Source organism: Microbacterium meiriae, from assembly GCF_032364335.1.
Taxonomy (GTDB): Bacteria; Actinomycetota; Actinomycetes; order Actinomycetales; family Microbacteriaceae; genus Microbacterium; species Microbacterium meiriae.
The window spans coordinates 191,037-217,896 of the sequence record NZ_CP133984.1 but is presented as its reverse complement, the minus strand read 5'-3'; the positions used below and the strand labels follow the sequence as shown (position 1 = coordinate 217,896).

The following is a 26,860-nucleotide window of genomic DNA, read 5'->3' as shown; positions in this document are numbered from 1 at the left end:
GCAGGCACGGCAGTTCAGGCAGCTTCCTGCCAGTGTCGCCTGAATCCGCGCGGACGCCTGGACCCGCGACGACGTGAGTGTCGCCGGGCCTAGAGTGGGCGGATGGATCTGCGAGCGCTGTTGGAAGAGCGTCGCGCCGAGGCCGCAGCTCGCGTCACGGCTACGGCGGCCACCCTCGCGGAGCTCATGCACGATCGCGAGGGCTCGAACGACGACGACGAGCACGACCCGGAGGGGGTGACGCTCTCGTCGGAGTGGTCGCGGCTGTCGGGGCTCGCCGAGGCGGCGCAGGCGGAGCTCCGCCAGGTGGACGAGGCGCTGATGCGGATGGACGCCGGGACCTACGGCATCTGCGCGCACTGCGGCAAGCCCATCCCGCCGGAGCGCCTGGAGGTACGGCCGTTCGCGGAATACTGCGTGGCCTGCGCCGAGAAGCTCGGTCGCTGACGCCGGAGTAGCATCGCGGGAATGGCCATCGCCCTCGAGAACATCGGGATCGCCGTGCGCGACCTCGACGCCACCATCGCCTTTTTCACCGACCTGGGGCTGTCCGTGGTCGGACGGGACGAGGTCAGCGGCGAGTGGGCGTCCACCGCGGTCGGACTCGACGGGAACCACGCGCGGATCGCCGTGCTGCAGACCCCGGACGGGCGCGGGCAGATCGAGCTCTTCGAGTACATCCATCCGGACGCGATCGAGACGGAGCCGACGAGACCGAACGAGATCGGCATGCACCGGATCGCCTTCTCCGTCGACGACATCGACGCCTCCCTCGCCATCGCCGCGCGGCACGGGTTCCATCCCCTGCGCGGCGTCGCGAACTACCGGGACATCTACCGGCTGACCTACCTCCGCGGTCCCAGCGGCATCATCCTCATGCTCGCGCAGGACCTCACGAAGGCCTGAACCCGCTCGGCCGGGCACAGCTTCGGAGACCGCAGGCGACACGCCGCCGAACGGAACCTGTCGACGGCGTGTCGGCCCGGATCTCCGAAGCTGTGCCCGGGTCAGCGGGAGGCGAGGACCTCGGCGACCTGGTCGAGCACGGCGATCGGGGCGCGCATCTCGGACGCGGGAACCGGGGGCTCACCGGTCTCGAGCATCCGGGCGAAGGCACGGACGCCGGGCTGCACGTACCCGGGGCCGATCGGGATCTCCCGGCTGGCGATGCCCCGTCGGCCGACGACGGTCGCCCGGAACGGCACCTGACGGTCGCCGTCCGGCCGCACGAACTCCAGCGTGACGGGCACCCCGCCGACCCGGTAGCGGGCGACGACACCCGCCGGCAGGCACTGCACCTCGACGTCCTCCGCGATGCCGGGCCGCAGAACCTGGGCGAGATCGGCGATGTGGATGCCGTAGAAGAAGATGCCGCTGTACGGGCTGTCCGGATCGGCAGGCCCCGTGACGGTGACCGCCTGGACCTCCCCGATGCGACCCGCCTCCGCCGTGAGCTCCGCGGTGTCGGCGAGCCAGCGGAGCGTGGACGATGAGGTGACGGGCGCCCGCCCACGCTGCGCGGCGGCGAGGATCGCGTCGGCATCGGCGACCGCTGCTGCGAGGGGCTTGTCGACCCAGACCGGCACCCCGGCTTCCAGGAAGGGGACGGCGATGGCGCGATGATCGGCACCGTCGCGGGCGGTCACGATGAGCGCATCCACCGTGCCGAGGAGCGCGCCCGCCTCCTCGACGACGCGTTCGATGCCCCCGAGCGCGGCCAGTTCCCGCGTGCGCTCCGGCTCCCCTGCCACGAGGGCGGTGATCCGCACGGGCACGTCCGCCGCCTCGGCGTTCAGGAAGCGGACGATCTCCGTGGCGTGGCTGTTCTCGATCCCGGCGATGCCGACGCTCTTCATGCGGCCGCCCTCCCTCGCGTGCGGGCCCCCGGCGACCCGCCGTCGCGCAGTAGGCTGAACCCATCATGGACGAGTTCATCCGGGGCTTCTGGAACTTCGCGGGTGACTACTGGTGGCTCATCTTCCCGATCATGGGCATGGCCGGCGGCGCCGCCAAGGCCTGGGAGCGCAGCTCCAAGCGTCGGCACGAGCGCCGGCTGGAGACGCTGCGTATGAAGGCGCAGCTGAAGACGGCCGAGATCGAGGCGCGCGCGGCCGGACGGCAGGCGAAGCGCCAGGGTCCGACCGTGGTCGACACCACCGCGTCGGTGGCGCCCGGCGACCTGCTCGCCCGCCTCTTCGCCGAGCACGACGAGATCACCGCGCGCTGGCTCGACTACGAGCTCGACGTCGCCAAGCTGATCGCGTTCCCCGCGATGAGCGACGGTCGCCAGCCGCTGACGGCCGCCTTCCTCCGCGCGAAGAAGACCGCGGATGCGCTGCGCCCGGCCTCCGCCGACGCGACGCTGTCGGAGCAGCAGATCGCGGAGTACCTGCAGGCCGTCGGCGACTACGCGGTCGCGTTCGAGATCGCGGAGAAGGACGCCCGCCGGCTGCGTGACTCGACGTTCACCGAGGCCGAGCGCAAGCGGCTCGACCGCGCTCAGCAGCTCCTCAAGGTGGCGGTGGACGAGTCGGCGACGCAGTCCGAGCGGAACATCGCGTACAAGCGGGTGCGCGAGGAGCTCGACGGCCTCATCCTGCTCTCCGACGAGGCCGTGACCGTGCTCGAGAAGCAGGTCGCGAAAGAGCTTCCGTCCGCCCGTGCCGCAGCGGCGGATCACGCGGAGCCCGTTCCGCAGCCGCTGCCCGTGACCGACCCGCGGCGGACGGCGGAGGGCGCATGACTCCCGAGAACGTGACCGGCCCGGTCGCCGTCCACGCCGAAGCCCCGGTCTGGTGGCCCGGGTGGGGCGGGCTGCGCTGGGTCGACGGAGACGCGGGCGACCTGCTCACCCTCCGCGGCGACGACATCGTCCGCCAGCACGTCGACGACGAGTACCTCGCGTTCTTCCGTCCGCGCACGTCCGGGGGCTTCGTGGCGGTGGGCGCGCGTACCCTGTACCTCGCCGGCGGCCCCGATGCGGAGGCCCGTCCCGCCGCGACCCTCCTCGACGACGGCGCGGTACGTATGAACGACGGCTGCTGCGACCCGCGAGGGCGACTCCTGGCCGGATCGATGTCCACGGACTCCACCGAGGGTGCCGGGACCGTGCTGCGCATCGACGCCGCGCTCGACGTGACCACGGTGCTCCCCCGCGTGACCTCGTCCAACGGGGTCAGCTACTCCCCGGACGGCCGCCGCGTCTACTACGTGGACACCGACACCGGGCGGATCGACGTGTTCGACGTGGCCGAGGGCGACCTCCGCGGACGCCGGGTGTTCGCGCACATCCCCGAAGACGACGGCGTGCCCGACGGCCTCACGGTCGCCGCGGACGGCAGCGTCTGGGTCGCGCTGTGGGGCGGGAGCCGTGTGCGGGGCTTCGAGCCGTCCGGGGCCGTGCGCGAGGACATCGTGCTGCCGGTGCCCCAGGTCAGTGCCTGCACGTTCGGCGGCGACGACCTCGGCACGCTCTTCATCACGACCTCCGCGCAGGGCCTGCCGCCCGATCACGGCACCGCCGCGGGGTCGGTCTTCGCGGTGCGTCCCGGGGTGCACGGCCTCCCGGTCCTCCCCTTCGCCGGCTGACCCTCGCGCGGGGTCAGGCGCTCGCGCGGCATCAGGCACCTTTCCCCTCCACCCGCCTGAGCCGGCGCGGATGCCTGTGGCCGCGGGGGCCTGGGAGAGGCCTCTACCCGGGACACGGTTGCACTCAGCGAAAGGAACCGTGCCCCGGGCACAGGCCTCACCCGAGCCGGACCCGCTCCGCGCGCTGGTGCTGACGGCCGAGCCGCTCGATCTCGATGGTCATCTCGTCGCCGTCCTGCAGATAGGGGAAGCGCCCGGACAGCGCGACGCCCTGCGGAGTGCCGGTGTTGATGACGTCCCCGGGTTCGAGCACGAGGTAGTGGCTGAGCTCGTGCACCAGCTGCAGCACGGGGAAGATCATGTCGGCGGTGGAGGAGTCCTGCCGCGGCTCGCCGTTCACGAAGGACCGCAGGCGCAGCGCCTGGGGGTCGACCTCGTCGGCGGGCACCAGCGCGGGGCCGAGGGGGTTGAACGTCTCGGAGCACTTCCCCTTCGACCACTGTCCGCCGGAGACCTCGAGCTGATACGCCCGCTCGGATACGTCGTTCGAGATGGTGTAGCCGGCGATCACGTCGCGCGCGGCCTCGACGGAGGGCAGATACCGCGCCGTGCGACCGATGACGACCGCGAGCTCGACCTCCCAGTCGACCTTCTCGGCGCCCGGCGGCAGGAGCACGACGTCGTCCGGGCCCACGACCGTGTTCGGGTGCTTGAAGAACACCACCGGGTGCGCGGGCGGCTCGGCGCCCGACTCCGCCGCGTGCGCCGCGTAGTTCTGGCCGATGCAGATCACGGCGGTCGGCCGCGCCACAGGGGCGCCGACGCGCAGTCCCGTCGTCTCCGCTTGCGGCAGCGAGCCGTCCGCGAGCGCCGCCCGCACGCGGGCGATGCCGTCCGCGGCGAGGAAGGCGCCGTCGATGTCGCGGGTCAGGGATCCGAGATCGCGCACCACGCCCTCGTCATCGCGGACGTAGGGGCGCTCGTGGCCGATCTCGCCGAGTCGCAGCAGTTCCATGAGGGTCCTCTCAGCGCGCGGCGGCGAAGCTCGGGTTGACGATGGGTACGGCCTCGCCGGCGAGCGAGCGGATCACGTTCTCGGCGGCGTGCACGGGAAGATCCGCCAGGGCCTCCGGGGAGTACCAGGCGGCGTGCGGCGTGAGGAGCACGGTGTCGAGCGCCCGCAGCGGGGAGGTCGCGGGGAGGGGCTCCTCCGCGAAGACGTCGAGGGCGGCACCGGCGAGCCGCCCGTCGCGGAGCGCCGCGGCCAGGGCGTCCTCGTCGATGAGCGGGCCGCGGCAGGTGTTCACGATCACGGCGTCGCGCTTCATCGTCGCCAGGGCCGCGGCGTCGATCAGGTGGCGGGTCTCGTCCGTCAGCGGCACGTGCAGGGTGAGGATGTCGGCGCGGGCGATCGCCGACGGGATGTCGACGGGCTCGCAGCCCGCGTCGCGCACGGCGTCGTCGGGAGCGTACGGGTCGGCCACCAGCACACGGAAGCCGAGCGCCCGGCACCCGCGTGCGACGATCGATCCGATGCGCCCGAACCCGAGCACCGACACGGTGGTGGAGGACGGCCGCACGGCGAGCGGCCGGGCGTCGACGGCCTTCCAGACGCCGTCGCGCACGGCCCGGTCGTAGGCGGAGAGGCCGCGGGCCTGGGTCATGATCATCGCGACGGTGTGCGCGGCGACCTCTTCGATGCAGTAGCTCGGCGTGTTCGCGACGGCGATGCCGCGGGCCGTGGCGGCCTCGACGTCGATCATGTCGTAGCCGATGCCGACCCGGCTGATGAAACGGAGGTTCGGCAGGCGGTCCATGAGGGGGCCGTCGATGCGCGCCCACTGCACGACCAGCGCCTCGGCGTCGGCTCCGGCGGAGGCGATGTCGTCCGGGCTCCCGGAGGCGGCCCGTTCGGCACGGAGGCCGGCGGCCCGGAGGGTGTCTTCGATGACGATTCCCGGGAGGTCGCAGTCGGTGACGAGGATGAGCGGCGCGGTCATGGATGCGATGCTATAGCATCTAGCAAGCTCGCGTACAGCCGCTGTCGCGAGACCGCTTCTTGCTATAGCGTTTAGGCATGACTGTTCGCCGCGCACTCGTCACGGGCGCCAGTTCCGGCATCGGAACCGCCGCCGCCCTCGAACTCGCCCGCGAGGGCGTCGCCCTCTGGATCACCTACGCCGGACGCGAGGCCGAAGCCGTCCGCGTGGCGGAGGAGTGCCGCGCGGCGGGCTCCCCGGACGTCCACGTGTCGCGCCTCGACCTCCGCGAACCGGCCTCCATCGCCGCGCTCATCGCCGAGGTCACGGACGCCTGGGGCGACCTGCACGTCCTCGTCAACAACGGCGGCGTGTGCCCGTACACCCCGTATCCCGAGATCGACATCGAGGAGTGGGACTTCGTCCTGGAGACGAACGCCCGCGGGACCTTCCTGCTCACCCGCGCGGCGCTCCCCCTGCTTCGGGCTGCCGACGGCGACCGCTCGGTCATCAACATCGCCTCGATCGCCGGGCAGGTCGGCGCACTGCAGACGGGCATCCACTACGCGGCCAGCAAGGGGGCGATCCTCGCGATCACCCGCAGCTTCGCCCGGCACCTCGCCGCCGAGGGCATCCGCGTCAACGCCGTCACCCCCGGACCGGTCGCCAGCGCGATCACCGATCAGCTCCAGGGTGAAGGCCGCGCGAAGCTCGAGTCGGGCATCCCCCTCGGCGCCTTCGGTCAGCCGGAGGACGTCGCCTGGATCATCGCCTCGCTCGCCTCGGAGCGGGCCCGCTTCATCACCGGAGCCACCTACGACGTCAACGGAGGAGTTCGCATTGACTGACCGCGCCACCCTCGACCGTTCCGCTCTCGACACCGTGCAGGCGCAGCTCGACGCCTTCAACGCGCACGACCTCGACGCCTTCGTCGCGACATATGCCGACGATGCCGTGGTCACCGGGGTCGCGCCGGAACCCCTCGTCGGCTCGGCCGCGATCCGTGCCTTCTACGAGCCGCGGCTGCAGAACCCGGAGCTCTCCTGCGTGATCGACACGAGCGTCCTGTTCGGCTCCCGCTGGGTCGTCGCGCAGGAGCAGGTCATCAACGCCGGCGTCGCCACGGAGACCATCGCGACCTTCGACGTGGTCGACGGCGTGATCTCGCGGGCGTCGATGCTCAAGGCCTGACCCGCTTCGAATCGCCCGATCGGCTGTATCTCCGGCCGAAATGGGACCAGTCAGGCGATTCGAAAGGGGTCAGTGGTGCTCCGGGAGCACCGGGGACGACCAACCGGGGTCGCGGCCGAGGTGGGCGGCGCGGGAGACCGAGGCGGAGCCGTAGCGGTCACGGAGCGTGTCGAGCACGGTGTCCAGACGGGACTCGTCGCCCCAGTCGATCGGCAGCTCGGGCGGGACGCTGTCCGCGGCATCGAGCTGGGTGAACGAGAGGCCGAGCAGAGTGAGCCCGCGACCGCTGATCTCGGGCTGCGCCGCGGCGAGGAGCGTGCGGGCGACGGCGAGCAGCAGGGCGGTGCGGTCGGTCGGCGCCCGCAGCGACCGCGAGCGGGTGGCCTTCGTGAAGTCGCCGAAGCGCAGCCGCAGCACGACCGTCCGGCACACGCGGCCGCCGTCGCGGAGACGCCGCGCGAGCCGGTCGACGATCTGGGTGAGGATGACGTCGAGCTCGTCGGTCGACCGGGGACGGGTCCCGAGCGCCCGCTGCGACCCGATCGACCCGCGGCGCCGCGTCGTGTCCACGGGGCGCGGATCCCGCAGGCGGGCGAGAGCAAGGACGTGCGCTCCGGTCGCCTTTCCGAGCATCCGCTCCGCCGTCGCGGCCTCGAGCTCCGCGAGCTCGCCGACCGTGCGGATGCCGTACCGGTGCAGCTTCTCCGCCGTCACGGCGCCGACGCCCCACAGCCGCTCGACGGGAAGCGGCAGCAGGAACTCCTCCTCCCGGTCGGGCTCGACGATGAGGAGTCCGTCGGGCTTGCTGACCGCACTCGCGACCTTGGCGAGGAACTTCGTGCGGGCGACGCCGACCGAGATGGCCAGGCCCGCCTCGGCGCGCACCCGCTCCCGCAGCCGCACGGCGATGGCCTCGGGAGTGCCGGCGATGCGACGCAGACCGCCGACATCGAGGAACGCCTCGTCGATCGAGAGACCCTCCACGAGCGGGGTGGTGTCGCGGAAGATGCGGAAGACGTCCTTGCTGGCGGCGGAGTAGGCCTCCATCCGCGGCGGCACGACGACGGCGTCGGGGCACAGCTCTCGTGCCTGCCGTCCGCCCATCGCCGTGCGGACGCCGCGTGCCTTCGCCTCATAGCTCGCGGCCAGCACGACCCCGCCGCCGACGATCACCGGGCGCCCGCGGAGCTCCGGCGCATCACGCTGCTCGACCGAGGCGTAGAACGCATCGAGATCGGCATGCAGAACCGTCGCTTCCCCGCGCATCCCGTTCTCCCGTCGACGAGCGGATCGTCGCACGGACCGGGGACATCGGCGTGGCCGGGGCTCAGGAAGCCGACGGCGCCGCGAACCGCTCCCGCAGCGCGGGGTCGAGCGCGATGTCCCCGAACGACGCGGTCCAGGCTCCGTCGACCGCGATGGACTGGCCCGAGAGGTAGGGGGCCTCGTCGGAGAGCAGGAACGCCGTCACCGCGGCGACCTCCTCCGCGCGGGCGATGCGTCCCATCGGCGGGCCCTCCGCGAGCAGCCGCTCCTCCGCCTCGGGGTCGGCGGCCCTGGCGATCTGTGCCTCCAGATGCGGAGTGCGCACGCCGCCCGGCGCGACGGTGTTCGCCCGTATGCCCAATCCGCCATATGTCACCGCGACGCTGCGGCTCAGGGCGTCGATGCCGCCCTTCGTGAACTCGTAGGCCGCGTGGTCCACGAAGCTCGATCGACCGTGGATCGACCCGATGTTCACGATCGCGCCCGCCACGCCCTGATCGAGGAACGCGGACACGGCCGTCGAGCAGCCCCAGAGGTAGCCGAAGCCGTTGATGTCGACGATCTCGCGCACGACCGTCTCGTCGAGCTCGTGCAGCGGCGTGCGCTTCGTGATGCCGGCGTTGTTGACCCAGCCGGCCAGCGGAGCCCTGGCGCGCGCCGCGGCGGCCGCCTGCTGATGAGCCGTGCGGTCGGAGGCGTCGCCGAGCACCACCTCGGCGACGATGCCGTCCTCGACGGTGCCGGAGCCGGGCGAGCGTTCGAGCCCGACCACGATCCAGCCGTCGGCGGTGAGCCGCTCGGCGACCGCGCGCCCGATGCCCTTGCCGCTGCCGGTCACCACGACGCTACGCGGGGAGTCTGTCATGTCAGTCCCTCTCGAATCGGAAGACGGCGGGATCGAGGCCGAAGCCGAGCCCCGGACCTGCAGGCGGCGTCACGGTCCCGGCGAACTCCGGACCGCCCGTCACGAACGAGGGCGCGGGGTCGTAGGGGTTCACCCCGCGGGCGAAGGTCTCCACCTGGATGCCGAGGTGGGCCGTGACCTCGGGGTACACGTGTCCGGACACCGGGACGCCGCGCTCTGCCGCCCAGGAGATGAGTTCCCTGGCGGGCGTGATGCCGCCGATCGCGACGACGTCGAGGCGGAGGGCATCGACCTCGCCGACCTCCACGAGAGCCCGGAGCACGGCGGGGTCCGTCACCTCGTCGCCCACCGCCACCGGCAATCCGGTCTCCCGGCGGATCCGGGTCACGCCGGCCGCGTCCTCGGGGAGCAGCGGGTCCTCCAGCCAGGCCAGGCGCGGGTCGCCCCACTGCGCGACCTCCGCCACTGCAGCCTCCGCATCGGGCCAGCCGAAGCCCGCGTCCACGACGAGACCGGTCGCGGACGGCAGCTCGGCGCCGAGGATCGCGAGCAGTTCGCGCATGTATGCCGGATCGGGAATGCGGGAGATCTTCACCTGCGCCCAGCCGTCCGCCTGCGCGAGCACCTCATCGGCGACCTCCCGCGGCGTCCGCTGCGGAGAGGGATACGCGGCGACGAGCATCCCCTCCCGCGGGGCGTCACCGGTGCCGAGCAGGGTCCACAGCGGCACGCCGGCACGACGGGCCGCGATGTCCCACAGGGCGATGTCGACGAGACCGATCGCCCGCCGCACGAGCCCCACCCGTCCGACGATCGCACTGCCGCGGAGCATCCGGTCCCACGCGGCCGCCGGGTCGTCGGCGTCGAGCCCCACTGCGTGCGGAGCCACCAGGCGCTCGACGATCTCCGCCATCGGGGCCTCGCGCGATAGGCAGTAGGCGACCCCGGTGGTGCCGTCGTCCGCCGTCACCTGCACCGCGGAATACTCCCGTCGCGTGACCGTCATCGCACCGAGCTGCAGCGGTGCCGGAAGGGGGAGGACCGCCGTGGCCGTGTCGATCCGGGCGACGGTGGTCATTCGGGCTTCTTCGCGAGGGGCACGCCGTAGTCCACCATGAACCCGCCGTCGACGTACAGGGTCTGCCCGTTCATATAGCGCGACTGGTCCGACACGAGGAAGCTCACGGCCGCGGCGATCTCACTCGCGTCGGCGAGGCGCTTCGCGGGGATGCGGGACAGGATCGTGTCGAGGCTCAGCGTCCCCTGTTCGACGCCCTGCCGGAAGACGCCGGTGTCGACATAGCCCGGGGCCACGGCGTTGACTCGCACCCCTCGCGACGCCCACTCCGCTCCGGCCGTGGAGGTGAGGCCGATGACGGCGGCCTTGGTCGTGGCATACGGCGCCCGCCCCGCGGAGCCTCGCGAGGAGATGGACGAGATGTTGACGATGCGGCCCTCGCCCCGGTCGAGCATCCGCTTCCCTGCAGCTTGGAGCGCGGAGAACACCCCGTGCAGGTTCACGTCGACGACCGCGGACCACTCGTCCCACGTGAGGTCTTCGATCCCGCGGTGCCGCTGGATGCCGGCGTTGTTCACGAGCACCTCGATGGGGCCGAGCTCCGCCTCGATCTCGCCGAAGACCCGGTCGACGGCGGCGTGGTCGGTGACGTCGAGCTCCCGCCACAGGATCCCGGCGGGGTTCTCACCCGCGGTGAGCCCGGGGACGCGGTCGGTCGCGACGACAAGGTAGCCGTCCGCGGAGAGTCGCTGTCCGATCTCCCAGCCGATGCCGGCCGAGCCTCCGGTGACGATGGCGACGGGGCGCGCGGTCATGTCTCTCCTCTACCTCGGGGATTTGCTATAGCAACTCTATCCGGTTCGAATCGCGCAACTGGTTCGATCTCGGCCGGAAATGGAGCAAAGTGGGCGATTCGAAAGGGGCTACCCCCGCAGTCCGGCCACCAACGACACGGCGTGGGCCTCCAGGAGCTCCAGGGCACCGGGGGCCAGGGGCGTCTGCCAGGACTGATAGGCACCGCGGTCGTAGGCCTCGCGGGTCGGGAGATACACGAACCCCGGGCCGTTCGTGAGGTTCATCACCACGATCGGCGTCTCCGGGAACCGTTCCCGCAGCGTCGTCTGCAGCCGCGAGTACGCCTCGCCCGGATGCCCCACGATCACGGCGTCTCCGAGCCGCCAGGCCCACACCGGATGCGCCACGGTCGGACCGTCGATGTAGCCGTCACGGAGGTTCCGGGCCCGTCCGAGGCGCTCCTCCCGGGACCGGGGGTCGATGTCCTTCCACTCCTCCGCGAGCTCGTCCAGGGTGGGCAGGTCGCGCAGCGGCAGCTCGACCGCCGAGACGACTCCCGCCGCCCCGTCGCCGCCGTCCGCGGGGGTCCCGGTCCAGATCGCGAGCGGAGCCCCCGACTCCACGACCCCGTCCAGCGTCAGCTCCTCGCCGGGCACCGGAAGCCCGTCCAGGGCGGCGAGCACCGCGTGCCCGAGCGAACGTCCGTGCCGGTCGGCCACCGCGACATCGCCGGTGTACTGCTCCCGAGGGGCCAGCTCGCCCGAGGCCCCCTGCACGAACAGGCACGGTGCACCGGTCGCGGCCTCCACGATCTCGCGCATCGCGCCGACGTAGTCCGGGGACACCTCTCGGTTCTGCCAGGCCAGGGTCGTCGGGTGGCAGGCGTAGTTCACCAGCGTCGCCCGCACCTCCCCGTCGATGCTGATCCGGCCGATGGTCACCGTGTCGTCAGCGGTGCCCTGGGGGTTGTAGCCGACGAGCGCGCGGCCGTCGAGGTCGAGCTCCCGCTCCGCCGCGAGGGTGCAGGTGCCCGTGGTCCACTCGATCAGTCCCGGTCGCGCAGCCTCCAGCGCCTCGCGCCCGGCCGCGACACCCGCGGCAGCAAGAGCCTCCAGGTACCCGGGGATGAGTTCGCCGCCCGGCAGATGCGCATCCGCGGCGCAGAGCACGGCCCCCGCGTGGGTGTGCGACAGGGAGAGCATGAGCTGATCAGGCGCGAGGCCCAGGCCGTCGAGGATCGCCCCGCGCACGCCCTGCTCATCGGCGACTCGGCGCCACCAGGTGCCGTCGACGGCGAGCAGCACCCGCGGCCGCTCGTCCGCGGCCACCACGGCGAGCGCGGTCAGCTCGAACGGCCGGTGCGCCCCCTCGGAGCGCTCCCAGTCGGCCGGGCCCCAGTTCTTGGCGCGGATGCCGACGGGCGGCGTGATGTCGCGCCGGGCGACGCCGATGCGCGCCCGCGTGCGGGGGATGCGGATGCGGTCTCCGAGGTGCGTCGCCGCTGCGGTGTCGTTCACGCGTGGTCCTCCCTGATGTCCATGATGCCGTCCGTCACGCGCTCGCCAGCACGTCCGCGATGACGACGCGCGGTCTGGCTTCCGGCAGCGCCGTCTCGACGCCGCGCTCGACGGTGTCGCTGTAGAGCAGCGTCGACGGCTCGGCGAATCCGTCCGCCAGCCGCAGTCCTCCGCCGACGAACTGGCTGCCGGTGACGCGGGCGTGGTTGACGCCCGTGCCGATGTCGAGGTGGGCCGCGCCCTTCGGCACGGTCGAGGTCACCCCGCTCACCCGCCAGGTGACGACGCCGGCACCGGCAGCCCTGCTCAGCAGCGCGCCGTCGGTGCGCTCCGTGGAGAGGTCGACCCCGTCCAGAGCGACGAGCTGATCGCGCACCGCGGTCGCGGTCAGGCGCACGTCGCGCACGGAACCGCCGCGGATGGTGACCGTGGCGGCGCCGAGCTCGAAGGGCGCACCCGCCGCCGGGCCGCTGAGGCGGCAGTCCACGAACTCGACCGGACCGGACCCACGGGCCTTCACCCCGTCGATCCCGGTGATCGTGCAGTCCACGAAGCGCACGGGAGCCGTGACCGGGGTCTGCACGAGCACCTGGTCCTTCGGCAGCGCGAAGGTGGAGTCCGCGATCACGGTCGGCCGCGACGAGCGCTGCGACCGCTGTCCGATCGCCAGGAGTCCGGCGGTGCACCCGCGCACCTGGGCGCCGTCGGCGTTGATGGTCATGGTCGCCTGCGGATCGAAGGTGGAGCGGCCGATGACCCGCACGTTCTCCAGCGTCAGATCGCTGATCTTGGTGCCGGCGACGAACCAGGAGCAGACGTGGTCGCGCACCGTGATGCGCTTGGCGGCCGTGCCCCACTGCGCGCCGGAGTTGGCGATGTCCATGAGCCCGGAGTTGCCGATGAAGGTGAGGTCGTGCTCGTACTGGCCGTGCGTGGTGAAGGGGTTGCCGCCCTGATCGTCGCCGTCGCCGTGGCAGTTCTCGACGAGGCAGTAGGCGCTGGCGGTGAGGTCGTTCAGGTGCCGGGCGTTCGACGACGTGCAGTCGCTGACCCGTCCATAGAGGCTGTAGATCTGCTGCGTGAGGTAGCCCGCGCCGCCGTAGAACACGGTCGGCGGGTTCTCCACCGAGCAGCGCTCCGTCGTGAAGTGCGTGTTCCAGCGGCGCATGATCACGGGCCACCAGGTGCGGCTCGCGTGCACGTCGGCGACGTCGCAGTGGATCGCGTACTCGAAGGCGATCGGGTGGGAGCCGGTGAGCTCGCGAGAGTCGGGGAAGGAGCCGTCGGTGGGACCGTCGAAGGGACCGGCACCGAGGAACCGCATGTTCGCGATCCGCACGCCCGCGACCGGTGCCATCTGCCGCCAGATGAGCTTCCGCCCCGTGTCGAGCGGCCAGCCGTTGAGGTAATCGATGCGGATGTGGGTGCCGTCGATCTGCTGCGTCACCTGCACGAACCGCTGCAGCTCGCGCTCATCAGCCCCTCCTCCGGCGACGGGGTCGCACTGCACCGCCCACCACGAGTCCACGGGGAACCGGGACGCGTCCGGCACGGCGACCGCGTCGGTCAACTCCGGCCAGGCCTCGGCCAGCGCGTGCTCGACCGTGACGTCCTTCGGCACTCCGGTGAAGAACATCACGGCACCGAACGGGTTGTCGTGGGTGTTCTTCTCGATGCCGTCCGTCGTGATGACGTGTCCGCCGAAGTCGATCTCGACGTACGACCGGGTGAAGCGATGCCGACGCCGGAACAGGAGGTCGGTGCTCGCCTCGATGCGGCGGATGCGGGGATCGTTCACCATCGCCGCGAGCGCATCGTCGGCCGGCTTCTCCGGTCCTGTGATACCGAAGACCCGGAAGTCGACGGTGCCGTCGTGCTGCAGCACCCACCGGGTGTCGTGCTTCCCCGCGATCACGGTGCCGCCGTTGACCTTGGTCTTCGCGTTCTCGCTGCCCACGTACACGAGCAGTCCGGCGTCGCCGGGCTTCCGGTACCCGGCGACGACCGCCACCTCGCCGTCGCGGGCGCGGAGACGGGCCAGGTCGGCGACGGACTCCGCTCGCGTGACGTCCTTGGCGCCGGCGGCGACCGGCGCGGCCTGCGCCGGTGCGGTGCTCGCGAGAACGCCCGCCGTGCCGAGCGCGACCGCGCCGAGCCCGGCCATGAGCGCGCGGCGGCCGGTCGACCGCACCGCCGCGCCGGCGCCCGCGGCGTCCGTCGAGGGCCCCGTCTCCTGATCCATGGTGGTCATCGTCGTCCTCCTCGTCCTGCGAGCGCGGCAGGGACCGCGCCCGTCTGCCCGCCCTGGGCCTGCCAGAGCGCCGCGGCCTCCGCGCGCCGTCGGCGCTCGAGGACCGGGTCGGCGATGGGGATCGCCGCCATGAGCCCGCGCGTGTACTCGTGCTGCGGGTTCGCGAAGAGCGCGTCGCGCGCCCCGATCTCGACGATGCGGCCCTGCTGCATCACGGCGACCGTCGAGGACATGTACCGGATCACCGCCAGGTCGTGGCTGATGAAGAGGTAGGTGAGGCCGAGCTCCGTCTGCAGCTCCCGGAGCAGGTTGAGCACCTGCGCTTGGATCGACACGTCGAGCGCCGACACCGATTCGTCGAGCACGAGGAACTCCGGCTCGAGCACGAGCGACCGGGCGATGGACACGCGCTGGCACTGCCCGCCGGACATCGAGCGCGGCAGCCGGTGCGCGAACTCCTCGTCCAGACGCACGCGGTGCATGGTCTCGCGCACCTTCTCGGCGCGGGAGGCCCGGGTGCCGATGCCGTGGGCGCGCAGCGGCGCCTCGATGATCTGCGCGACGGTCTGCCGCCGGTTCAGGGCCGAGAACGGGTCCTGGAACACCATCTGCATGCGCTTGCGCAGCCGCCGCAGCTCCTCGCCGCGGAGGTCGTGCGGGCGCTGCCCGTCGAAGACGACCGTGCCTCCGTCGATGCCGCCGAGCGCGAGCACGGCCTTCGACACGGTCGACTTGCCGGAGCCCGACTCGCCGACGAGCCCGACCGTCTCGCCGCGCCGGATCTGGAACGACACGTCGTCGACCGCGGTCACCCGGCGCCCGGAGCCGAGCGTGAACACCTTCGAGACGCCCTGCACGTCCACCAGCACGTCGCCGGACTCCCGCGCCCGATCCACCGCGCTGATCGACCCGGCCTCGGCGAGCGGCTCCGTCCCGCGTTCGAGCACCTCCGCGGCGGTGCGGATGGGCTGCTGCACGTCCACCGTGAGGTCGACGACCGCGCCGAGCAGCGCCTGCGTGTACGGATGCTCCGGGGCCGTGTAGATGCGGTCGACCGGCCCCTCCTCGACCACGCGCCCGTGCCGCATCACGTGGATGCGCTCGCAGAACCCGGCGGCGACGCCGAGGTCATGCGTGATGAGCACGACCGCGGTCCCGTGGTCCTCCGCAAGCCGATCGAGGAGGTCGATGATCCGGGACTGCGTCGTCACGTCGAGGGCCGTGGTCGGCTCGTCCGCGATGAGCACGGCGGGCCGGGAGGACATGGCCATCGCGATCATGACGCGCTGCCGCATCCCGCCGGAGAACTCGTGCGGGTACTGGCCCAGACGCTCCTCGGGCAGCGGCACCCCGACCTCGGTCAGCAGCTCGACGGCCCGCGCGCGGGCGGCCGCCGCCGAGACCCGGTCGTGCAGCCGGATCGCTTCCACGAGCTGGTGCCCGATCGTGCGGACCGGGTTCAGCGACGACATCGGGTCCTGATAGACCATCGCGATCTCGCCTCCGCGCACGCGGGTCATCTCCCGCGGGCTCAGCGTGAGCAGTTCGCGGTCGCGCAGCCGGATGCTGCCGCCGAGGGTCGCCCCGTCGTTCAGCCGCATGATCGACAGCGCCGTGAGCGACTTGCCGGAGCCGGATTCGCCGACGAGGCCGATGCGCTCACCGGGCCGCACCGCGAACGTGATGCCCTGGACGGGCATGACGTCGCCGTAGGAGACGGTGAGATCCTGCACCTGCAGGACGGGCGTGAGGTCGGTCATCGGCCCCTCCCCTTCCGATCGCCGCCGAACTGGTCGGCGAGCACGTTGAGCAGCCAGATGGTGACGAAGATGAACAGGGCGGGGAACAGCACGTACCCGATGGACTGGTACATCTTCTGGTAGCCCTGCTGCACGAGCGTGCCCCAGGTGGCCTCGGGCGGCGCGATGCCGAGCCCGACGAAGCTCATCGACGCCTCCAGGAGGATCGCGTTGGCGGCGTTGATGGCCGCCTGCACGACGATCGGCCCCTTGGCGTTCGGCAGCACCTCGGCGAAGAGCAGACGGCGCCGGGTCGAGCCGAACGCCACAGCGGCCGTGAAGTAGTCCTCCTGCAGTTCGCTGAGCACCGACGACCGCACGAGCCGCGCGGTGGTCGGCGTGAGGAGCACCCCGATGATGACGGCGAGCTTGACGGGGTCGGCGCCGAACGCGGAGATGAAGACGAGCGCGAACAGGATCTGCGGGATCGCCATGACCGTGTCGGCGAGACGCATGAGGATCTCATCGACCCAGCCGCGTCCGAACGCCGCCGCCATACCCCAGGCGATCCCGAGGACCATGGCCACGAGCGTCGCGCCCCCGGCGATGAACACGGTGAGCTGGCCGCCGTAGAGCACGCGGCTGAAGAGGTCGCGGCCCAGCTCGTCGGTCCCGAAGAGGTGCGCGGCCGAGGGACCGGCGAACCGGTCGGACGACTGGGCCGCGGGGTCGTACGGGGCCAGGAGCGGGGCGAGCACGCAGGCGAGGACGATGATCGCCAGCAGCCCCAGCGGGATCCAGGAGGCGACGGCGACCCGTCGGCGGGGACGCGCGGAGCGCAGCGCGAGGGTGAGGGTGTCAGCCACGGCTGCTCCTTGCACGAAGACGCGGATCGAGCACCCCGTAGAGGAGGTCGACGATGAGCGTGGTGAGGATGAACATCGCGGAGATCAGCAGCACGACCGACTGCAGCACCGCGTAGTCCCGCTTGAAGACCGCGTCGATCGCGAGCGAGCCGAGTCCGGGGACGCCGAACACGTACTCCACGATCACCACGCCGCCCAGGGTGTAGCCGACGATCAGGCCGAGCATGGTGAGTCCGGGGATCAGGGCGTTGCGGAGCGCGTGGCCGAGCACCACGCCACTCGCCGACTGTCCCTTGCCCTTCGCGGTGCGGATGTAGGGGGCGTCCAGCACCTCGACCATCGAGGCCCGGAGGAACCGCATGAGCAGCGGCGCCGCCGCGAAGGCGAGGGTGAGGCCGGGGAGGATCATGCGCACGAGGTTCTCGGCTGGGTCCTCCGCGAACGGCGTGTAGCCGCGGGCCGGCAGCACCTTGAGCTGCACGGCGAACACGACGATGAGCACGATGCCGATGAGGAACTGCGGAAGGGCCATGCCCGCGGTCGAGATCGCGGTGAGCACCCTGTCGACCACGCCGAGCGGACGCAGTGAGGCGAACACGGCAGCCGGGGTGGCGATGAGCACGGCCAGCAGCACCCCGATGAGCGTGAGCTCCAGCGTCGCGGGCAGGCGCTGCGCGATGAGCTCCGTCACCGAGTACTGGTTGAAGTAGGACTGGCCGAAGTCGCCCGTGAAGACGCCGCCGATCCACCGCAGGTACTGCTCGATGACGGGGGCGTCGAGGCCTGCCTCCTCCCGGAGCCGGGCGATGGTCTCGGCATCCACGCCCGGCGTCGAGCCGAGGCGGGTGATGACGGGGTCGCCCGGCAGCAGCCGGAGCACGACGAAGACGAGGAGCGAGGTGGCGATCAGCATCGCGATGCTGATCGCCACCCGCCGGAGGACGGAGAGGACCACGTCAGCCCTTCAGCTGCGTGCCCTCGAGGTGCAGCTGTCCGCCGCCCTCGACCCACACCCCGTCGACCGCCGTGCTGGTGGCGGTGACGACCGTCGACTGCAGCGGCACGATGAGCGGCACCTGCTCGTTGATGATGGTCTGCACCGTGCCCCACTTCTCGGCCCGCGCGGTCTCGTCCGGCTCGGCGACGGCGTCGGCGAACGCCGTCTGGAAGTCGGGGTCGACCCAGTTGCACTCGCACCGCCCCTCCAGGTAGAAGTTCAGCGAGTAGGCCGGCTCGGGCGGCGTGGACTGGAAGTTCGGCACGATGTACCCGGGGTAGCTCTTGCCCGCGGGGTAGAACGCGTCGACCCAGGTGCCGATGTCGTTGTTGTCGATCTTCAGCGTGATGCCGATCTCCTTCAGGCTCGCCTGCAGGATCTCGCCGCTCGTGTTCCACTCGGGGTACTGTCCGGCCACGCCCCACCAGGTGAGCGTGCTGCCCTCGGTTACCCCGGCCTCGGCGAACAGCTCCTTCGCCTTGTCCAGGTCGTAGGAGTAGTCGGTCAGCTCGCCCCCGAACCACGGGTTCACCTCGCCGAGCGCGTTGTTCGTCGGCGAGACCGTGCCCTGGCCGTAGTAGGCGGCGTCGAGGATGGCCTCGCGGTCGATCGCGTACGCTAGGGCCTGCCGGGCGCGCACGTCGTCGAAGGGCGGCGAGGTCGTGTCGATCTCCCACGAGGGCCACTGGCTCGGGTTCTCGGGCTTCACCAGGGCGATGTCGCCGCCCTCCAGACCCGCCACATCCCCCTGCGGCACCGACCACAGCACGTCGATGTCGCCGGAGCGGAGGCCGGTGACGGCGGCGGTGGACTCGGCGGCCTTCACGATCGTGATCTCGTCGAGCGCCGGCGCCTCGCCGAAGTACTCCGGGTTGGGGACGAGGGTGAGGCTGTCGTCGGGCGTGAAGGCGTCCACGACGTACGGCCCGGTGCCGATGGGCTCCTTGTCGATCGTGTCGAGCGCGTCGACGTCGATCATCTTCACCCAGACGATGCCCGCGGGGAAGGTCGCGATGGGCTCGGACAGCGTCACCACGACGGTCTTCTCGTCCGGCGCGGCGACGTCGGTGACCATCGAGATCTTGTTCTTCTCCTGCGTCGCCGTCTCCGGGTCGAGGTAGTAGTCGAAGGCGGCCACGGCGTCGTCGGCGGTGAAGTCCTCACCGTTCGAGAACGTCACGCCGTCGCGGAGGGTGAACGTCCAGGTCTTCTGGTCCTCCGAGGCCTCCCACGTCTCAGCGAGGTCGCCGACGATCTCGCCGGACTCGTCGGTCGTGGTCAGGCCGTTCCACAGCAGCGGGAACAGCACCTCCTCCCACGCGAACGTACGGATGGCGGGATTGAGCTGCGGGATGCCCTGCGCGGCGGCGACGGTGAGCGTGCCGCCCTCCTGCGCCTGGCCGTCGGGGGTGGATGAGGTGCTGCAACCAGCGGTGATGAGCGCGGCGGTCAGCAGCACTGCTGCTCCGCCGAGCCGAACACGACGACGCGACATGGGTGCCTCCAAGGTCGGGTGGTGCTTCGGGTAAGGGTGTTGCGCTATAGCATGTAGCAAAAGCGGAGAGGCGTCTAGAGCGAACCGGGCCGGCGGGGTCACGTTCTCGTCACGGCCGCCGACCCGACCCGGTCATCGCCGGGCCGTGGACGCCTCGACGGCGAGGTCGGGCGCCGTCGTGAAGTCCGTGCGGCGGCTGAGCACGAAGGCGATCGTCGCCCCGAGCAGCGTGAGCCCCGAGATGAGGAGCAGGCCCCACACCGCCGACCCCGTGGTCTCGCTGATCCAGCCGATCGCGTAGGGTCCCGCGAAGCCGGCGAGGTTGCCGACCGAGTTGATGAAGGCGAGGCCGGCCGCGGCCGCCGTGCCGGTGAGCACCATGGGCGGCAGGCTCCAGAACAGCGGGGTGGTCGAGAAGAGCGCCGACATCCCGACGCACAGCGCTGCGAGCGCGAGCACCGGCGTGCCCTGCGCCGCGACCGCTGCGATGAGCGAGAGGGCGGTGATGCTGAGCGTGATGCCGATCTGCAGCGGGAGGTTGCCCTGCTTCCGGGCGGCGCGCTCCCAAGGCAGCATCACGAGGGCCGCGCACAGGTTCGGCAGCGCCACGAGCCACCCCGTGGTGGAGTTCGAGAAGTCGCCCATGCTCTTCACGATGGTCGGCAGCCACATCCCCAGCCCGTACGCACCGAACACGACGCCGAAGAAGAGCACGATGAGCGTCCAGAGGCGCCCGTTGCGGAAGACCTCGCCGAGACGAAGACGTCCGTGCCGCTGCTCGGTCGCCTGGGTCTCGGCGGCGAGCGTGTCGGTGATCCAGCGCTGCTCGGCGGGGTTCAGCCAGCGCGCGTCCTGGGGGCGGTCGGGGAGCCAGAAGAACACGACGAACGCGAGGAGCACGGCCGGGACGCCCTGCAGCAGGAAGACGAGCTGCCAGCCCTCGAGCCCCCACAGCCCGTGCAGCTCCAGCATCCAGCCGGACAGCGGCGCGGCGACCGCGTTGGCGATCGGGTTCGAGAGCACGAAGACGGCGAGCACCTGCGTGCGGTACTGCCGCGGGAACCACAGCGTGAGGTAGAGCAGCACGCCGGGGAAGAACCCGGCCTCCGCGATCCCGAGGATGAAGCGCGCGATCGCGAACTGCGTCGCGTCCTGCACGAAGGCGGTCAGCGCGGCGACGATGCCCCACGAGATCATGATGCGCGCGATCCACTTGCGGGCGCCGAACTTCTCCAGCAGCAGGTTGCTCGGCACCTCGAACAACAGGTAGCCGATGAAGAAGATGCCCGCCGCGAAGCCGAAGGCGGCCTCAGTGATCTGGAGGGCGGCGGTCATCTCCAGCTTCGCGAAGCCCGCGTTGTTCCGGTCGATGTAGGCGACGAGGTAGAGCAGTCCGAGGAACGGACCCAGCCTCCAGATCGCCTTCTTCATGGCGGCGGCTCCCACCGCGTCCTCCGCGGCGCGCGCCTGCGCGAGCGTCTCTCTGCCGGACATGACAACTCCTTCGTCATCGGTTTCGGGTTTTGCTATAGCATCTAGCACCGCGCGGTTCCTGTCCAGTCCCGGCCTCATGCCATAGCATCGACCGAGCGAAGGAGCCCCCGCTCGACGAGCACCGGGCCGCGCGAGATCGAGAAGGGCCCCGGATGCGCAGCGTGTCGGATCAGAACATCGCCGAGCAGGTCACGGACGAGCTCCGGGCGGCGATCCACTCCGGAGAACTCGCCCCCGGCGAGCGCCTCGTGGAGCGCAAGCTCGCCGACCGTCTCGGTGTCAGCCACATCCCCGTGCGCGAGGCCCTGACCCGGCTCGCCGAGGAACGCCTCATCACCCGCGAGCCCCGCCGCGGCGCCCGCGTCGCCCAGCTCAGCGCGCAGGACCTGGAGGAGATCTCGAGCCTGCGGATCGTGCTGGAGCAGTTCATGGCGATCCGGGTGCAGGAACGCTGGAACGACGAATCGGCGGCACGGCTGGAGGCCATCATCCAGGCGATGGCGGCTGCGGCGCCGGGCGATGTGGCCGAGGTCCTGCGCCAGGACCGCCTCTTCCACGAGACCCTGGCCGACCTCGCCGAGCACCGGTTCCTCGACGAGCTCAGCGCCCAGCTCCGCGGCCGGATCGCCGGGTTCATCCAGGCGGCCAACTCCGCCCTCGACCCCGCCGAGCAGGAGGAGCACGTGCGCAGCCACCAGCAGATCGTCGACGCCATCGCGACCGGGGATCCGGAGCAGGCGCGCGCCGTGATCGCCGAGCACGTGACCAGGGCCGTCCGTCGCATCACGCCGTCGGCCGAGTGAGCGCCGCCGTGGCCGCGCGCACCATCGTCCTCACCGGAGCCTCGGACGGGATCGGCGCCGCCGCCGCCCGCCAGCTCGCCGGATCCCCGCACCGCCTGCTCCTCGTGGGCCGCTCGCCCGACAAGATGCGCGCCGTGGCGGACGAGACCGGCGCGGAGTGGTTCACTGCCGACTTCGCACGCCTCGACGACGTGCGCACCCTCGCCGCGCAGCTCGCGGACGCCGTGGGAGCGGCGGGCATCGACGTGCTGGCCAACAACGCCGGCGGCATCTTCGGCGACCGCACCCCCACGATCGACGGGCACGAGAAGACCATGCAGGTGAACCACCTCGCCCCGTTCCTGCTGACGAACCTCCTGCTCCCGCAGCTGCTCGCCGCCGGCGGCGCGGTCGTGAACACCTCCAGCGTCGCCCATCGCCTGTTCGGGCACCTCGACGTCGACGATCTCGACAACACCCGCCGGTTCTCCCCGAACAAGGCCTACGGCGACGCCAAGCTCGCCAACGTCCTGATGGCGAAGAGCCTGCACGAGAAGTTCCATGCGCAGGGGCTCAGCGCGGTCGCCTTCCACCCCGGCACCGTGGCGACGAACTTCGCCGCCGAGTCGTCGAGCATCATGCGCCTCGTCTACCGCACCCCGCTGCGCCGCCTCGTCCTCATCGGCAGCGACCGCGGTGGCGCGACGCTGCGCTGGTTCCTGGAGGGCACGCCGGGCGAGACCTGGATCTCCGGCGGCTACTACGACGAGCGCGTCCTCAGCACCCGCGTGAACCCGCAGGTGAACGATCCCGCTCTCGCCGAGGCCCTCTGGCGGCGCAGCGCCGAGCTCGTCGGGCTCCCCGAGGCCTGAGTAGCCGCATCAGGACTCGTAGGTGACGTGCACGTCGATCTCTCTCCCGAGTTCGATCTCGATGCGTTTGGCGAGGCTGCGGCCCTCTTTCCGCCACTGAGACAGTTCTTTCTCGTCGTCGTACTGGTTATCGCTTACGGGGGTGTCGAAGTAGAGGAGTTCCTCCCCTTGAGAGTTCCAGGCGATGAGATCCTGAATGAGTCGTTCTGAGAGGCCCGAGGTCTCGGGGTCTACGGGCCCGGCTTCTTCACCGGGCGTTCTCTCCCAGACCGGGAATGTGTCCCCGAGTTCCGCCGCAAGCGCTAGCAATCGGCGTGACATGTAGGTTCTCCCTCCGTTTCTCGCGGCGAAGTAGCTTGGTTCCGATATTGTGACCCCTCATCCAGGGAGGTAACGTTCTACCGTTCCTGAGGAGAGAAGGCGACGATGCCCCGGACCGATCGACCCCGTCCCACGACGTCCGTGTGGCGCCGCAAGCCCGTCAGCGACATGACGGAGGAGTCGGGCGGGAGCGGTCTGTTCCGGACGCTCGGACTCTGGCAGCTCACCGCGATCGGCGTCGGCGGCATCGTCGGCGTCGGGATCTTCTCGCTCGCCGGACTCGTCGCCCACGGGGACGCGACGACGCCCGCCGTGGGTCCCGCCGTCGTCCTCTCCTTCCTCATCGCCGGGCTCGCATCGGCGGCGGCCGCGCTGTCGTACGCCGAGTTCGCCGGCATGATCCCGCGGGCCGGCTCCGCCTACAGCTACGGCTACGTCGCGCTCGGCGAGCTCGTCGGCTGGTTCATCGGCTGGGACCTGCTCCTGGAGTACGTCGCCATCGTGGCCGTCGTCGCGATCGGCATCTCCGGCTATCTCGACGCGTTCCTCTCCGGATTCGGGCTGGAGCTGCCGACCGCGATCACCGAGACCGCCGACCAACCAGGCGGCGTGATCAACATCCCGGCCATCCTCATCTGCCTGTTCGTGACGTTCCTCTTGAGCCGCGGCACCCGCACGTTCGGCCGCTTCGAGCTCGTCGCCGTCGCCATCAAGATCCTCCTCGTGGTGTTCATCGTCGTCCTCGGCGTCTTCTTCATCGACCCCGCCAACTACGACCCGTTCCTGCCGAACGGCTTCGGACCCGTCTTCACCGGCGCCGCGACGGTGTTCTTCGCGGTGTTCGGCTACGACGCGATGAGCACGGCCGCCGAGGAGGCGAAGGACGGGCGCCGGCACATGCCGAAGGCGATCATCCTGTCGCTCGTGATCGCGATGGTGCTCTACGTCGCCGCGACGCTCGTGCTCACGGGCATGCAGAACTACCGGGACATCGATCCGAAGGCGGGCTTCGCCTCGGCGTTCACGGGTGTCGGGCTCCCGGTCGTCGCCTCCGTCATCTCGGTGTTCGCCGTCGTGTCGATCCTCACCGTGATGCTCACGTTCCTGCTCGGCGCCACTCGCGTGTGGTTCAGCATGAGCCGTGACGGACTGCTCCCCGGCTGCTTCGCGCGGGTCGACCGCCGCGGCGTCCCCCAGCGGGTCACCTGGATCGCGGGACTGGGAGCGGCGTTCTTCGCGGGGGTGTTCCCCATCCGCGCCGTCGCCGACCTCACGAACATCGGCATCCTCGCCGCCTTCGTCGTGGTCTGCATCGCCGTGATCGTGTTCCGCTACACGAAGCCGGATGCGCCGCGGACGTTCCGGCTGCCGTTCATGCCCGTGGTCCCGATCGTCGGCGTGGGCTTCTCGCTCTTCCTCATCTCGCGGCTCCACCCCGAGACGTGGCTCCGGTTCGGGGTCTGGCTCGTGATCGGACTCGTCGTCTACTTCGCCTACAGCCGCCGGCACTCGCTCCTGAACCCGGACAGCCCCCGGCACCGCCCGGGCACGACTTCGGAGACCCCCGGCGACACGCCGTAGGCGGGGCCGGGGAGGCGGCGAGTCGCGCCGCAGCTCCGAAGTCGTGCCCGGGGGATCAGCCGACGACGAGGTTGGCGGTGTCGACGACCCGGTCGCCCTCGGCGGGGAACGCCGTGCGCGTGACACCGGCTTCGACGTTGCCGGTGTGCAGCAGCGTCGAGCCGGACCCGAAGGCGTCGTCGCGGAGCTCCAGGGCGCCGCCCTCGAACCGGTTGCCGGCCGCGCGGTAGTGGGTCGCGCCGCTCGTCACGGCGACGTGCGTGGTCGCCCCCTCCGCCCGGAAGGTGCTGTCGGCGAGCGTCAGGTGCAGTTCGCCCGCGCCCGACCGCGACACCGTCGTCCCGCCCTTCGCCGACACCTCGGAGCCCGCGATCTCGACGACCTGACGGTCCTTCGATGCGGCCGCGATGCGGGCGTTGCGGAGCGTGGAGCCCTCGACGCGCAGCTTCGCCGTCGCCGAGGCGATGGGGGCGGCGTCGTCCGCCGCGGTGAGGGTCGAGCCGCGGAAGGTGACCGCGCCCGGCCCATTGATCTTCATGCCGCCCACCCGGTCGAGCACCGTGTCGACGAAGGTCACGGGCGTCTTCACCGTCGCATTGGTGAGCTCGCCGGGAGCGACGAACGTGAAATGCGAGTCGGCGATCACGGTCGGCCGGGCGGAGTTGTCGGAGGCCTGGGTGATGACGAGCGTGTCCGACGCGGTGCAGCCCCGCAGCTGCGCGCCGTCCGCGTTGATCCACAGCATCCCGGAACCTGAGAGCGACGGCTTGCCGATCACCTGCACGTCCTCCAGCGTCAGATCGGTGATGCGCACGCGCGCGACGAACCACGAGCACACGTGCTTGCGGACGGTGATGCGCTTCGCGGCCGACCCCCACGCGGCGCCGGAGTTCGCGAACGTCATGAGACCGGAGTTGCCCGTGTAGGTGAGGTCGTGCTCGTACTGGCCGTGCGTGACGAACGGTCCCTGGTCGTCGCCGTCGCCGTGGCAGTTCTCCACGAGGCAGTAGGCGCTGGCGGTGAAGTCGTTGAGGTGCCGGGCGTTGGCGGTGTGGCAGTTGGCGACATACCCGTACAGGCAGTAGATCTGCTGCGTCAGGTAGCCGGCGCCACCCCACGTGACGGAGGTCGGGTTCTTCAGCGTGCAGCTCTCCGTGGTGAAGTACGTGTTCCACCGGCGCTGGATCAGCGGCCAGAACGTCGCCGTCCCGTCGATGTGGTCCACGTCGCAGCGCACCGCGTACTCGAAGGCCAGCGGGTGCGACCCGGTGTACTCGTCCGTCCCCTTGCCGAGGAACTTGAGGTTCGACACCGTCACGTCCTGCACCGGCTTCACGTGCCGCCACGTCATCGTGCGGTCCTTGCCGAGCGGCCAGCCGTTCTTGTAGTTCACGCGGATGTGCCGGCCGTCGACGATCTGGGTCACCTGCACCAGCCGCTGCAGCTCGCGCTCCCAGCGGCCCGACAGCGCGTTGACCTCGGCGGCGTACCACTCCCCGACCGCGAAGAACGACGAGTCGGCGACGGGGAAGATGTCGGCGAGGTCGGGCACGTCCTCACCGAGCTTCGCCTCCTGCACCGCGTCGGTCACCTCGCCGCGGAAGAACATGACGGCCGCGAAGGGGTCGTCCTTCCCGGCGTTCTCGATGCCCTCGGTCGTCATCAGGTGGTGCCCGAAATCGAAGGCGATGTTCGACCGGGAGAACTTGTGGCGGCGGACGAAGTTGAGGTCGGAATGCGCCTCCACGCGCCGCACGCGGGCGTCGCCCACCATCGCGTCGAGCGCGTCGTCGGCGGGGACGGAGGCGTCCATGATGCCGAACTTCCGGAAGTCGACCGTGCCGTCGTGCACGAGCACCCACGCGCCGCCCTTCGGCCCCGCAAGCACCGTGCCGCCGTTGGCCGCGGGGGCGTCCTTCTTCACGAACCGGTAGAGCCCGTCGCCGCCGTCACCCGGGGCGGCGTAGCCGCTCGTGCGCACGAGGTCTCCGTCCTTGCCCTTGCGCGTCGCGAGAGCGGTGGCGAGGCCTCCGTGCGCGACGTTCTTGGAGCCCGACGACTCCTGCGGCACGGCGGGCCCTGCGGCCTGGGCGGCGGCGGGAGCGCCGATCGCCGCGACCCCGCCGAGGGCGGCGGCGCCGAAACCGGCGAGCAGCATGCGTCGACTGCGCAGCGCGGCGGTCTCCGTGGTGGTGTCCAGCTGGGTCATGCTCATCCTCCTTGCGGCGTCTTCGCCGCGGTCA

General features: G+C 71.1%; 25 protein-coding genes. 9 read left to right on the top strand and 16 right to left on the bottom strand.

From position 1 onward, the window contains the following. Positions 1-102 precede the first annotated feature (102 nt). Both RI211_RS01010 and RI211_RS01005 read left to right on the top strand, forming a co-directional pair. Complete coding sequence (locus RI211_RS01010) at positions 103-447, top strand: TraR/DksA family transcriptional regulator (protein WP_259951788.1); 345 nt, start codon at positions 103-105, stop codon at positions 445-447. 21 nt (positions 448-468) lie between these two features. Then, positions 469-906, top strand: a complete 438-nt coding sequence (locus tag RI211_RS01005) for a VOC family protein (protein WP_268777478.1) — start codon at positions 469-471, stop codon at positions 904-906. Positions 907-1,007: 101 nt separating this feature from the next. On the opposite strand, the gene RI211_RS01000 is transcribed toward RI211_RS01005, so the two are convergent. Continuing rightward, positions 1,008-1,856, bottom strand: a complete 849-nt coding sequence (locus RI211_RS01000; protein ID WP_315638251.1) for a Gfo/Idh/MocA family oxidoreductase — start codon at positions 1,854-1,856, stop codon at positions 1,008-1,010. Positions 1,857-1,921: 65 nt separating this feature from the next. On the opposite strand from RI211_RS01000, the gene RI211_RS00995 reads away from it, so the two are divergent. Continuing rightward, positions 1,922-2,743, top strand: a complete 822-nt coding sequence (locus tag RI211_RS00995) for a hypothetical protein (protein WP_315638252.1) — start codon at positions 1,922-1,924, stop codon at positions 2,741-2,743. Then, positions 2,740-3,588, top strand: coding sequence for an SMP-30/gluconolactonase/LRE family protein (locus RI211_RS00990; protein WP_315638253.1), 849 nt, complete (start codon positions 2,740-2,742; stop codon positions 3,586-3,588). The genes RI211_RS00995 and RI211_RS00990 overlap by 4 nt, the downstream gene beginning before the upstream one ends. 157 nt (positions 3,589-3,745) lie before the next feature. Here the strand turns inward: RI211_RS00990 and RI211_RS00985 are convergent, their stop codons facing one another. Further along, a complete protein-coding gene (locus RI211_RS00985) occupies positions 3,746-4,603 on the bottom strand; it encodes a fumarylacetoacetate hydrolase family protein (protein ID WP_315638254.1) in 858 nt (285 codons plus the stop codon). Positions 4,604-4,613: 10 nt separating this feature from the next. Beyond that, positions 4,614-5,588, bottom strand: a complete 975-nt coding sequence (locus RI211_RS00980; RefSeq protein ID WP_315638255.1) for a C-terminal binding protein — start codon at positions 5,586-5,588, stop codon at positions 4,614-4,616. A gap of 77 nt (positions 5,589-5,665) precedes the next feature. Here RI211_RS00980 and RI211_RS00975 point away from each other — a divergent pair, with 77 nt between their 5' ends. Next, positions 5,666-6,415 carry an SDR family NAD(P)-dependent oxidoreductase gene (locus RI211_RS00975; protein ID WP_315638256.1) on the top strand — a complete coding sequence of 250 codons (750 nt, stop codon included), beginning with the start codon at positions 5,666-5,668 and terminating at the stop codon, positions 6,413-6,415. Then, positions 6,408-6,758 carry a nuclear transport factor 2 family protein gene (locus RI211_RS00970; RefSeq protein ID WP_315638257.1) on the top strand — a complete coding sequence of 117 codons (351 nt, stop codon included), beginning with the start codon at positions 6,408-6,410 and terminating at the stop codon, positions 6,756-6,758. Before RI211_RS00975 ends, RI211_RS00970 begins: the two co-directional genes overlap by 8 nt. A gap of 69 nt (positions 6,759-6,827) precedes the next feature. On the opposite strand, the gene dinB is transcribed toward RI211_RS00970, so the two are convergent. The 11 genes from dinB to RI211_RS00915 all read right to left on the bottom strand — a co-directional run bounded on the left by dinB (position 6,828) and on the right by RI211_RS00915 (position 21,061). Continuing rightward, positions 6,828-8,024, bottom strand: a complete 1,197-nt coding sequence (dinB, locus tag RI211_RS00965; RefSeq protein WP_315638258.1) for a DNA polymerase IV — start codon at positions 8,022-8,024, stop codon at positions 6,828-6,830. Between the two features lie 61 nt (positions 8,025-8,085). Next, complete coding sequence (locus RI211_RS00960; RefSeq protein ID WP_315638259.1) at positions 8,086-8,889, bottom strand: SDR family NAD(P)-dependent oxidoreductase; 804 nt, start codon at positions 8,887-8,889, stop codon at positions 8,086-8,088. 1 nt (position 8,890) lies between these two features. Beyond that, positions 8,891-9,967, bottom strand: coding sequence for an enolase C-terminal domain-like protein (locus tag RI211_RS00955; protein WP_315638260.1), 1,077 nt, complete (start codon positions 9,965-9,967; stop codon positions 8,891-8,893). Continuing rightward, on the bottom strand, positions 9,964-10,722 hold the full coding sequence (locus RI211_RS00950) for an SDR family NAD(P)-dependent oxidoreductase (RefSeq protein WP_085604421.1): 759 nt from the start codon (positions 10,720-10,722) through the stop codon (positions 9,964-9,966). Before RI211_RS00950 ends, RI211_RS00955 begins: the two co-directional genes overlap by 4 nt. 108 nt (positions 10,723-10,830) lie before the next feature. Then, the gene (locus RI211_RS00945) at positions 10,831-12,219 is read right to left on the bottom strand and encodes a hypothetical protein (RefSeq protein ID WP_315638261.1); all 1,389 of its coding nucleotides are present in this window, start codon (positions 12,217-12,219) and stop codon (positions 10,831-10,833) included. 34 nt (positions 12,220-12,253) lie between these two features. Continuing rightward, complete coding sequence (locus tag RI211_RS00940) at positions 12,254-14,470, bottom strand: peptidase C14 (RefSeq protein ID WP_315638262.1); 2,217 nt, start codon at positions 14,468-14,470, stop codon at positions 12,254-12,256. After that, the gene (locus RI211_RS00935; protein ID WP_313362809.1) at positions 14,467-16,230 is read right to left on the bottom strand and encodes a dipeptide ABC transporter ATP-binding protein; all 1,764 of its coding nucleotides are present in this window, start codon (positions 16,228-16,230) and stop codon (positions 14,467-14,469) included. Before RI211_RS00935 ends, RI211_RS00940 begins: the two co-directional genes overlap by 4 nt. After that, positions 16,227-17,075: an ABC transporter permease gene (locus RI211_RS00930; RefSeq protein ID WP_216353864.1), complete on the bottom strand. Its 849-nt coding sequence runs from the start codon at positions 17,073-17,075 to the stop codon at positions 16,227-16,229. The genes RI211_RS00935 and RI211_RS00930 overlap by 4 nt, the downstream gene beginning before the upstream one ends. Then, positions 17,068-18,030, bottom strand: coding sequence for an ABC transporter permease (locus RI211_RS00925; RefSeq protein ID WP_025104137.1), 963 nt, complete (start codon positions 18,028-18,030; stop codon positions 17,068-17,070). Before RI211_RS00925 ends, RI211_RS00930 begins: the two co-directional genes overlap by 8 nt. A 1-nt stretch (position 18,031) precedes the next feature. Beyond that, on the bottom strand, positions 18,032-19,567 hold the full coding sequence (locus RI211_RS00920) for an ABC transporter substrate-binding protein (RefSeq protein WP_315638263.1): 1,536 nt from the start codon (positions 19,565-19,567) through the stop codon (positions 18,032-18,034). A 132-nt stretch (positions 19,568-19,699) separates the two neighbouring features. Next, complete coding sequence (locus RI211_RS00915; protein WP_315638264.1) at positions 19,700-21,061, bottom strand: MFS transporter; 1,362 nt, start codon at positions 21,059-21,061, stop codon at positions 19,700-19,702. A 152-nt stretch (positions 21,062-21,213) separates the two neighbouring features. Between RI211_RS00915 and RI211_RS00910 the strand changes: the two genes are divergently transcribed. Further along, entirely contained in the window at positions 21,214-21,864 is a 651-nt protein-coding gene (locus RI211_RS00910; RefSeq protein WP_060922906.1) for a GntR family transcriptional regulator, read from the top strand. Between the two features lie 8 nt (positions 21,865-21,872). Then, positions 21,873-22,715, top strand: a complete 843-nt coding sequence (locus RI211_RS00905) for an SDR family NAD(P)-dependent oxidoreductase (RefSeq protein WP_315638265.1) — start codon at positions 21,873-21,875, stop codon at positions 22,713-22,715. Between the two features lie 9 nt (positions 22,716-22,724). On the opposite strand, the gene RI211_RS00900 is transcribed toward RI211_RS00905, so the two are convergent. Then, positions 22,725-23,036, bottom strand: a complete 312-nt coding sequence (locus RI211_RS00900; protein ID WP_315638266.1) for an immunity protein CdiI family protein — start codon at positions 23,034-23,036, stop codon at positions 22,725-22,727. 105 nt (positions 23,037-23,141) lie between these two features. On the opposite strand from RI211_RS00900, the gene RI211_RS00895 reads away from it, so the two are divergent. Continuing rightward, complete coding sequence (locus RI211_RS00895) at positions 23,142-24,617, top strand: APC family permease (RefSeq protein WP_315638267.1); 1,476 nt, start codon at positions 23,142-23,144, stop codon at positions 24,615-24,617. Positions 24,618-24,672: 55 nt separating this feature from the next. On the opposite strand, the gene RI211_RS00890 is transcribed toward RI211_RS00895, so the two are convergent. Next, positions 24,673-26,826 carry a peptidase C14 gene (locus RI211_RS00890; protein WP_315638268.1) on the bottom strand — a complete coding sequence of 718 codons (2,154 nt, stop codon included), beginning with the start codon at positions 26,824-26,826 and terminating at the stop codon, positions 24,673-24,675. Between the last annotated feature and the right edge of the window lie 34 nt (positions 26,827-26,860).

Excerpts from the sequence above, each read along its gene's own strand:
- RI211_RS00935 (WP_313362809.1), bottom strand. The coding sequence starts at position 16,230 with ATGACCGACCTCACGCCCGTCCTGCAGGTGCAGGATCTCACCGTCTCC.
- dinB (WP_315638258.1), bottom strand. The coding sequence starts at position 8,024 with ATGCGCGGGGAAGCGACGGTTCTGCATGCCGATCTCGATGCGTTCTAC.
- RI211_RS00900 (WP_315638266.1), bottom strand. The coding sequence starts at position 23,036 with ATGTCACGCCGATTGCTAGCGCTTGCGGCGGAACTCGGGGACACATTC.
- RI211_RS01000 (WP_315638251.1), bottom strand. The coding sequence starts at position 1,856 with ATGAAGAGCGTCGGCATCGCCGGGATCGAGAACAGCCACGCCACGGAG.
- RI211_RS00975 (WP_315638256.1), top strand. The coding sequence starts at position 5,666 with ATGACTGTTCGCCGCGCACTCGTCACGGGCGCCAGTTCCGGCATCGGA.
- RI211_RS00955 (WP_315638260.1), bottom strand. The coding sequence starts at position 9,967 with ATGACCACCGTCGCCCGGATCGACACGGCCACGGCGGTCCTCCCCCTT.
- RI211_RS00990 (WP_315638253.1), top strand. The coding sequence starts at position 2,740 with ATGACTCCCGAGAACGTGACCGGCCCGGTCGCCGTCCACGCCGAAGCC.
- RI211_RS00915 (WP_315638264.1), bottom strand. The coding sequence starts at position 21,061 with ATGTCCGGCAGAGAGACGCTCGCGCAGGCGCGCGCCGCGGAGGACGCG.
- RI211_RS00940 (WP_315638262.1), bottom strand. The coding sequence starts at position 14,470 with ATGACCACCATGGATCAGGAGACGGGGCCCTCGACGGACGCCGCGGGC.
- RI211_RS00985 (WP_315638254.1), bottom strand. The coding sequence starts at position 4,603 with ATGGAACTGCTGCGACTCGGCGAGATCGGCCACGAGCGCCCCTACGTC.
- RI211_RS00890 (WP_315638268.1), bottom strand. The coding sequence starts at position 26,826 with ATGACCCAGCTGGACACCACCACGGAGACCGCCGCGCTGCGCAGTCGA.
- RI211_RS00910 (WP_060922906.1), top strand. The coding sequence starts at position 21,214 with ATGCGCAGCGTGTCGGATCAGAACATCGCCGAGCAGGTCACGGACGAG.
- RI211_RS00995 (WP_315638252.1), top strand. The coding sequence starts at position 1,922 with ATGGACGAGTTCATCCGGGGCTTCTGGAACTTCGCGGGTGACTACTGG.
- RI211_RS00980 (WP_315638255.1), bottom strand. The coding sequence starts at position 5,588 with ATGACCGCGCCGCTCATCCTCGTCACCGACTGCGACCTCCCGGGAATC.
- RI211_RS00960 (WP_315638259.1), bottom strand. The coding sequence starts at position 8,889 with ATGACAGACTCCCCGCGTAGCGTCGTGGTGACCGGCAGCGGCAAGGGC.
- RI211_RS00920 (WP_315638263.1), bottom strand. The coding sequence starts at position 19,567 with ATGTCGCGTCGTCGTGTTCGGCTCGGCGGAGCAGCAGTGCTGCTGACC.
- RI211_RS01010 (WP_259951788.1), top strand. The coding sequence starts at position 103 with ATGGATCTGCGAGCGCTGTTGGAAGAGCGTCGCGCCGAGGCCGCAGCT.
- RI211_RS01005 (WP_268777478.1), top strand. The coding sequence starts at position 469 with ATGGCCATCGCCCTCGAGAACATCGGGATCGCCGTGCGCGACCTCGAC.
- RI211_RS00950 (WP_085604421.1), bottom strand. The coding sequence starts at position 10,722 with ATGACCGCGCGCCCCGTCGCCATCGTCACCGGAGGCTCGGCCGGCATC.
- RI211_RS00895 (WP_315638267.1), top strand. The coding sequence starts at position 23,142 with ATGCCCCGGACCGATCGACCCCGTCCCACGACGTCCGTGTGGCGCCGC.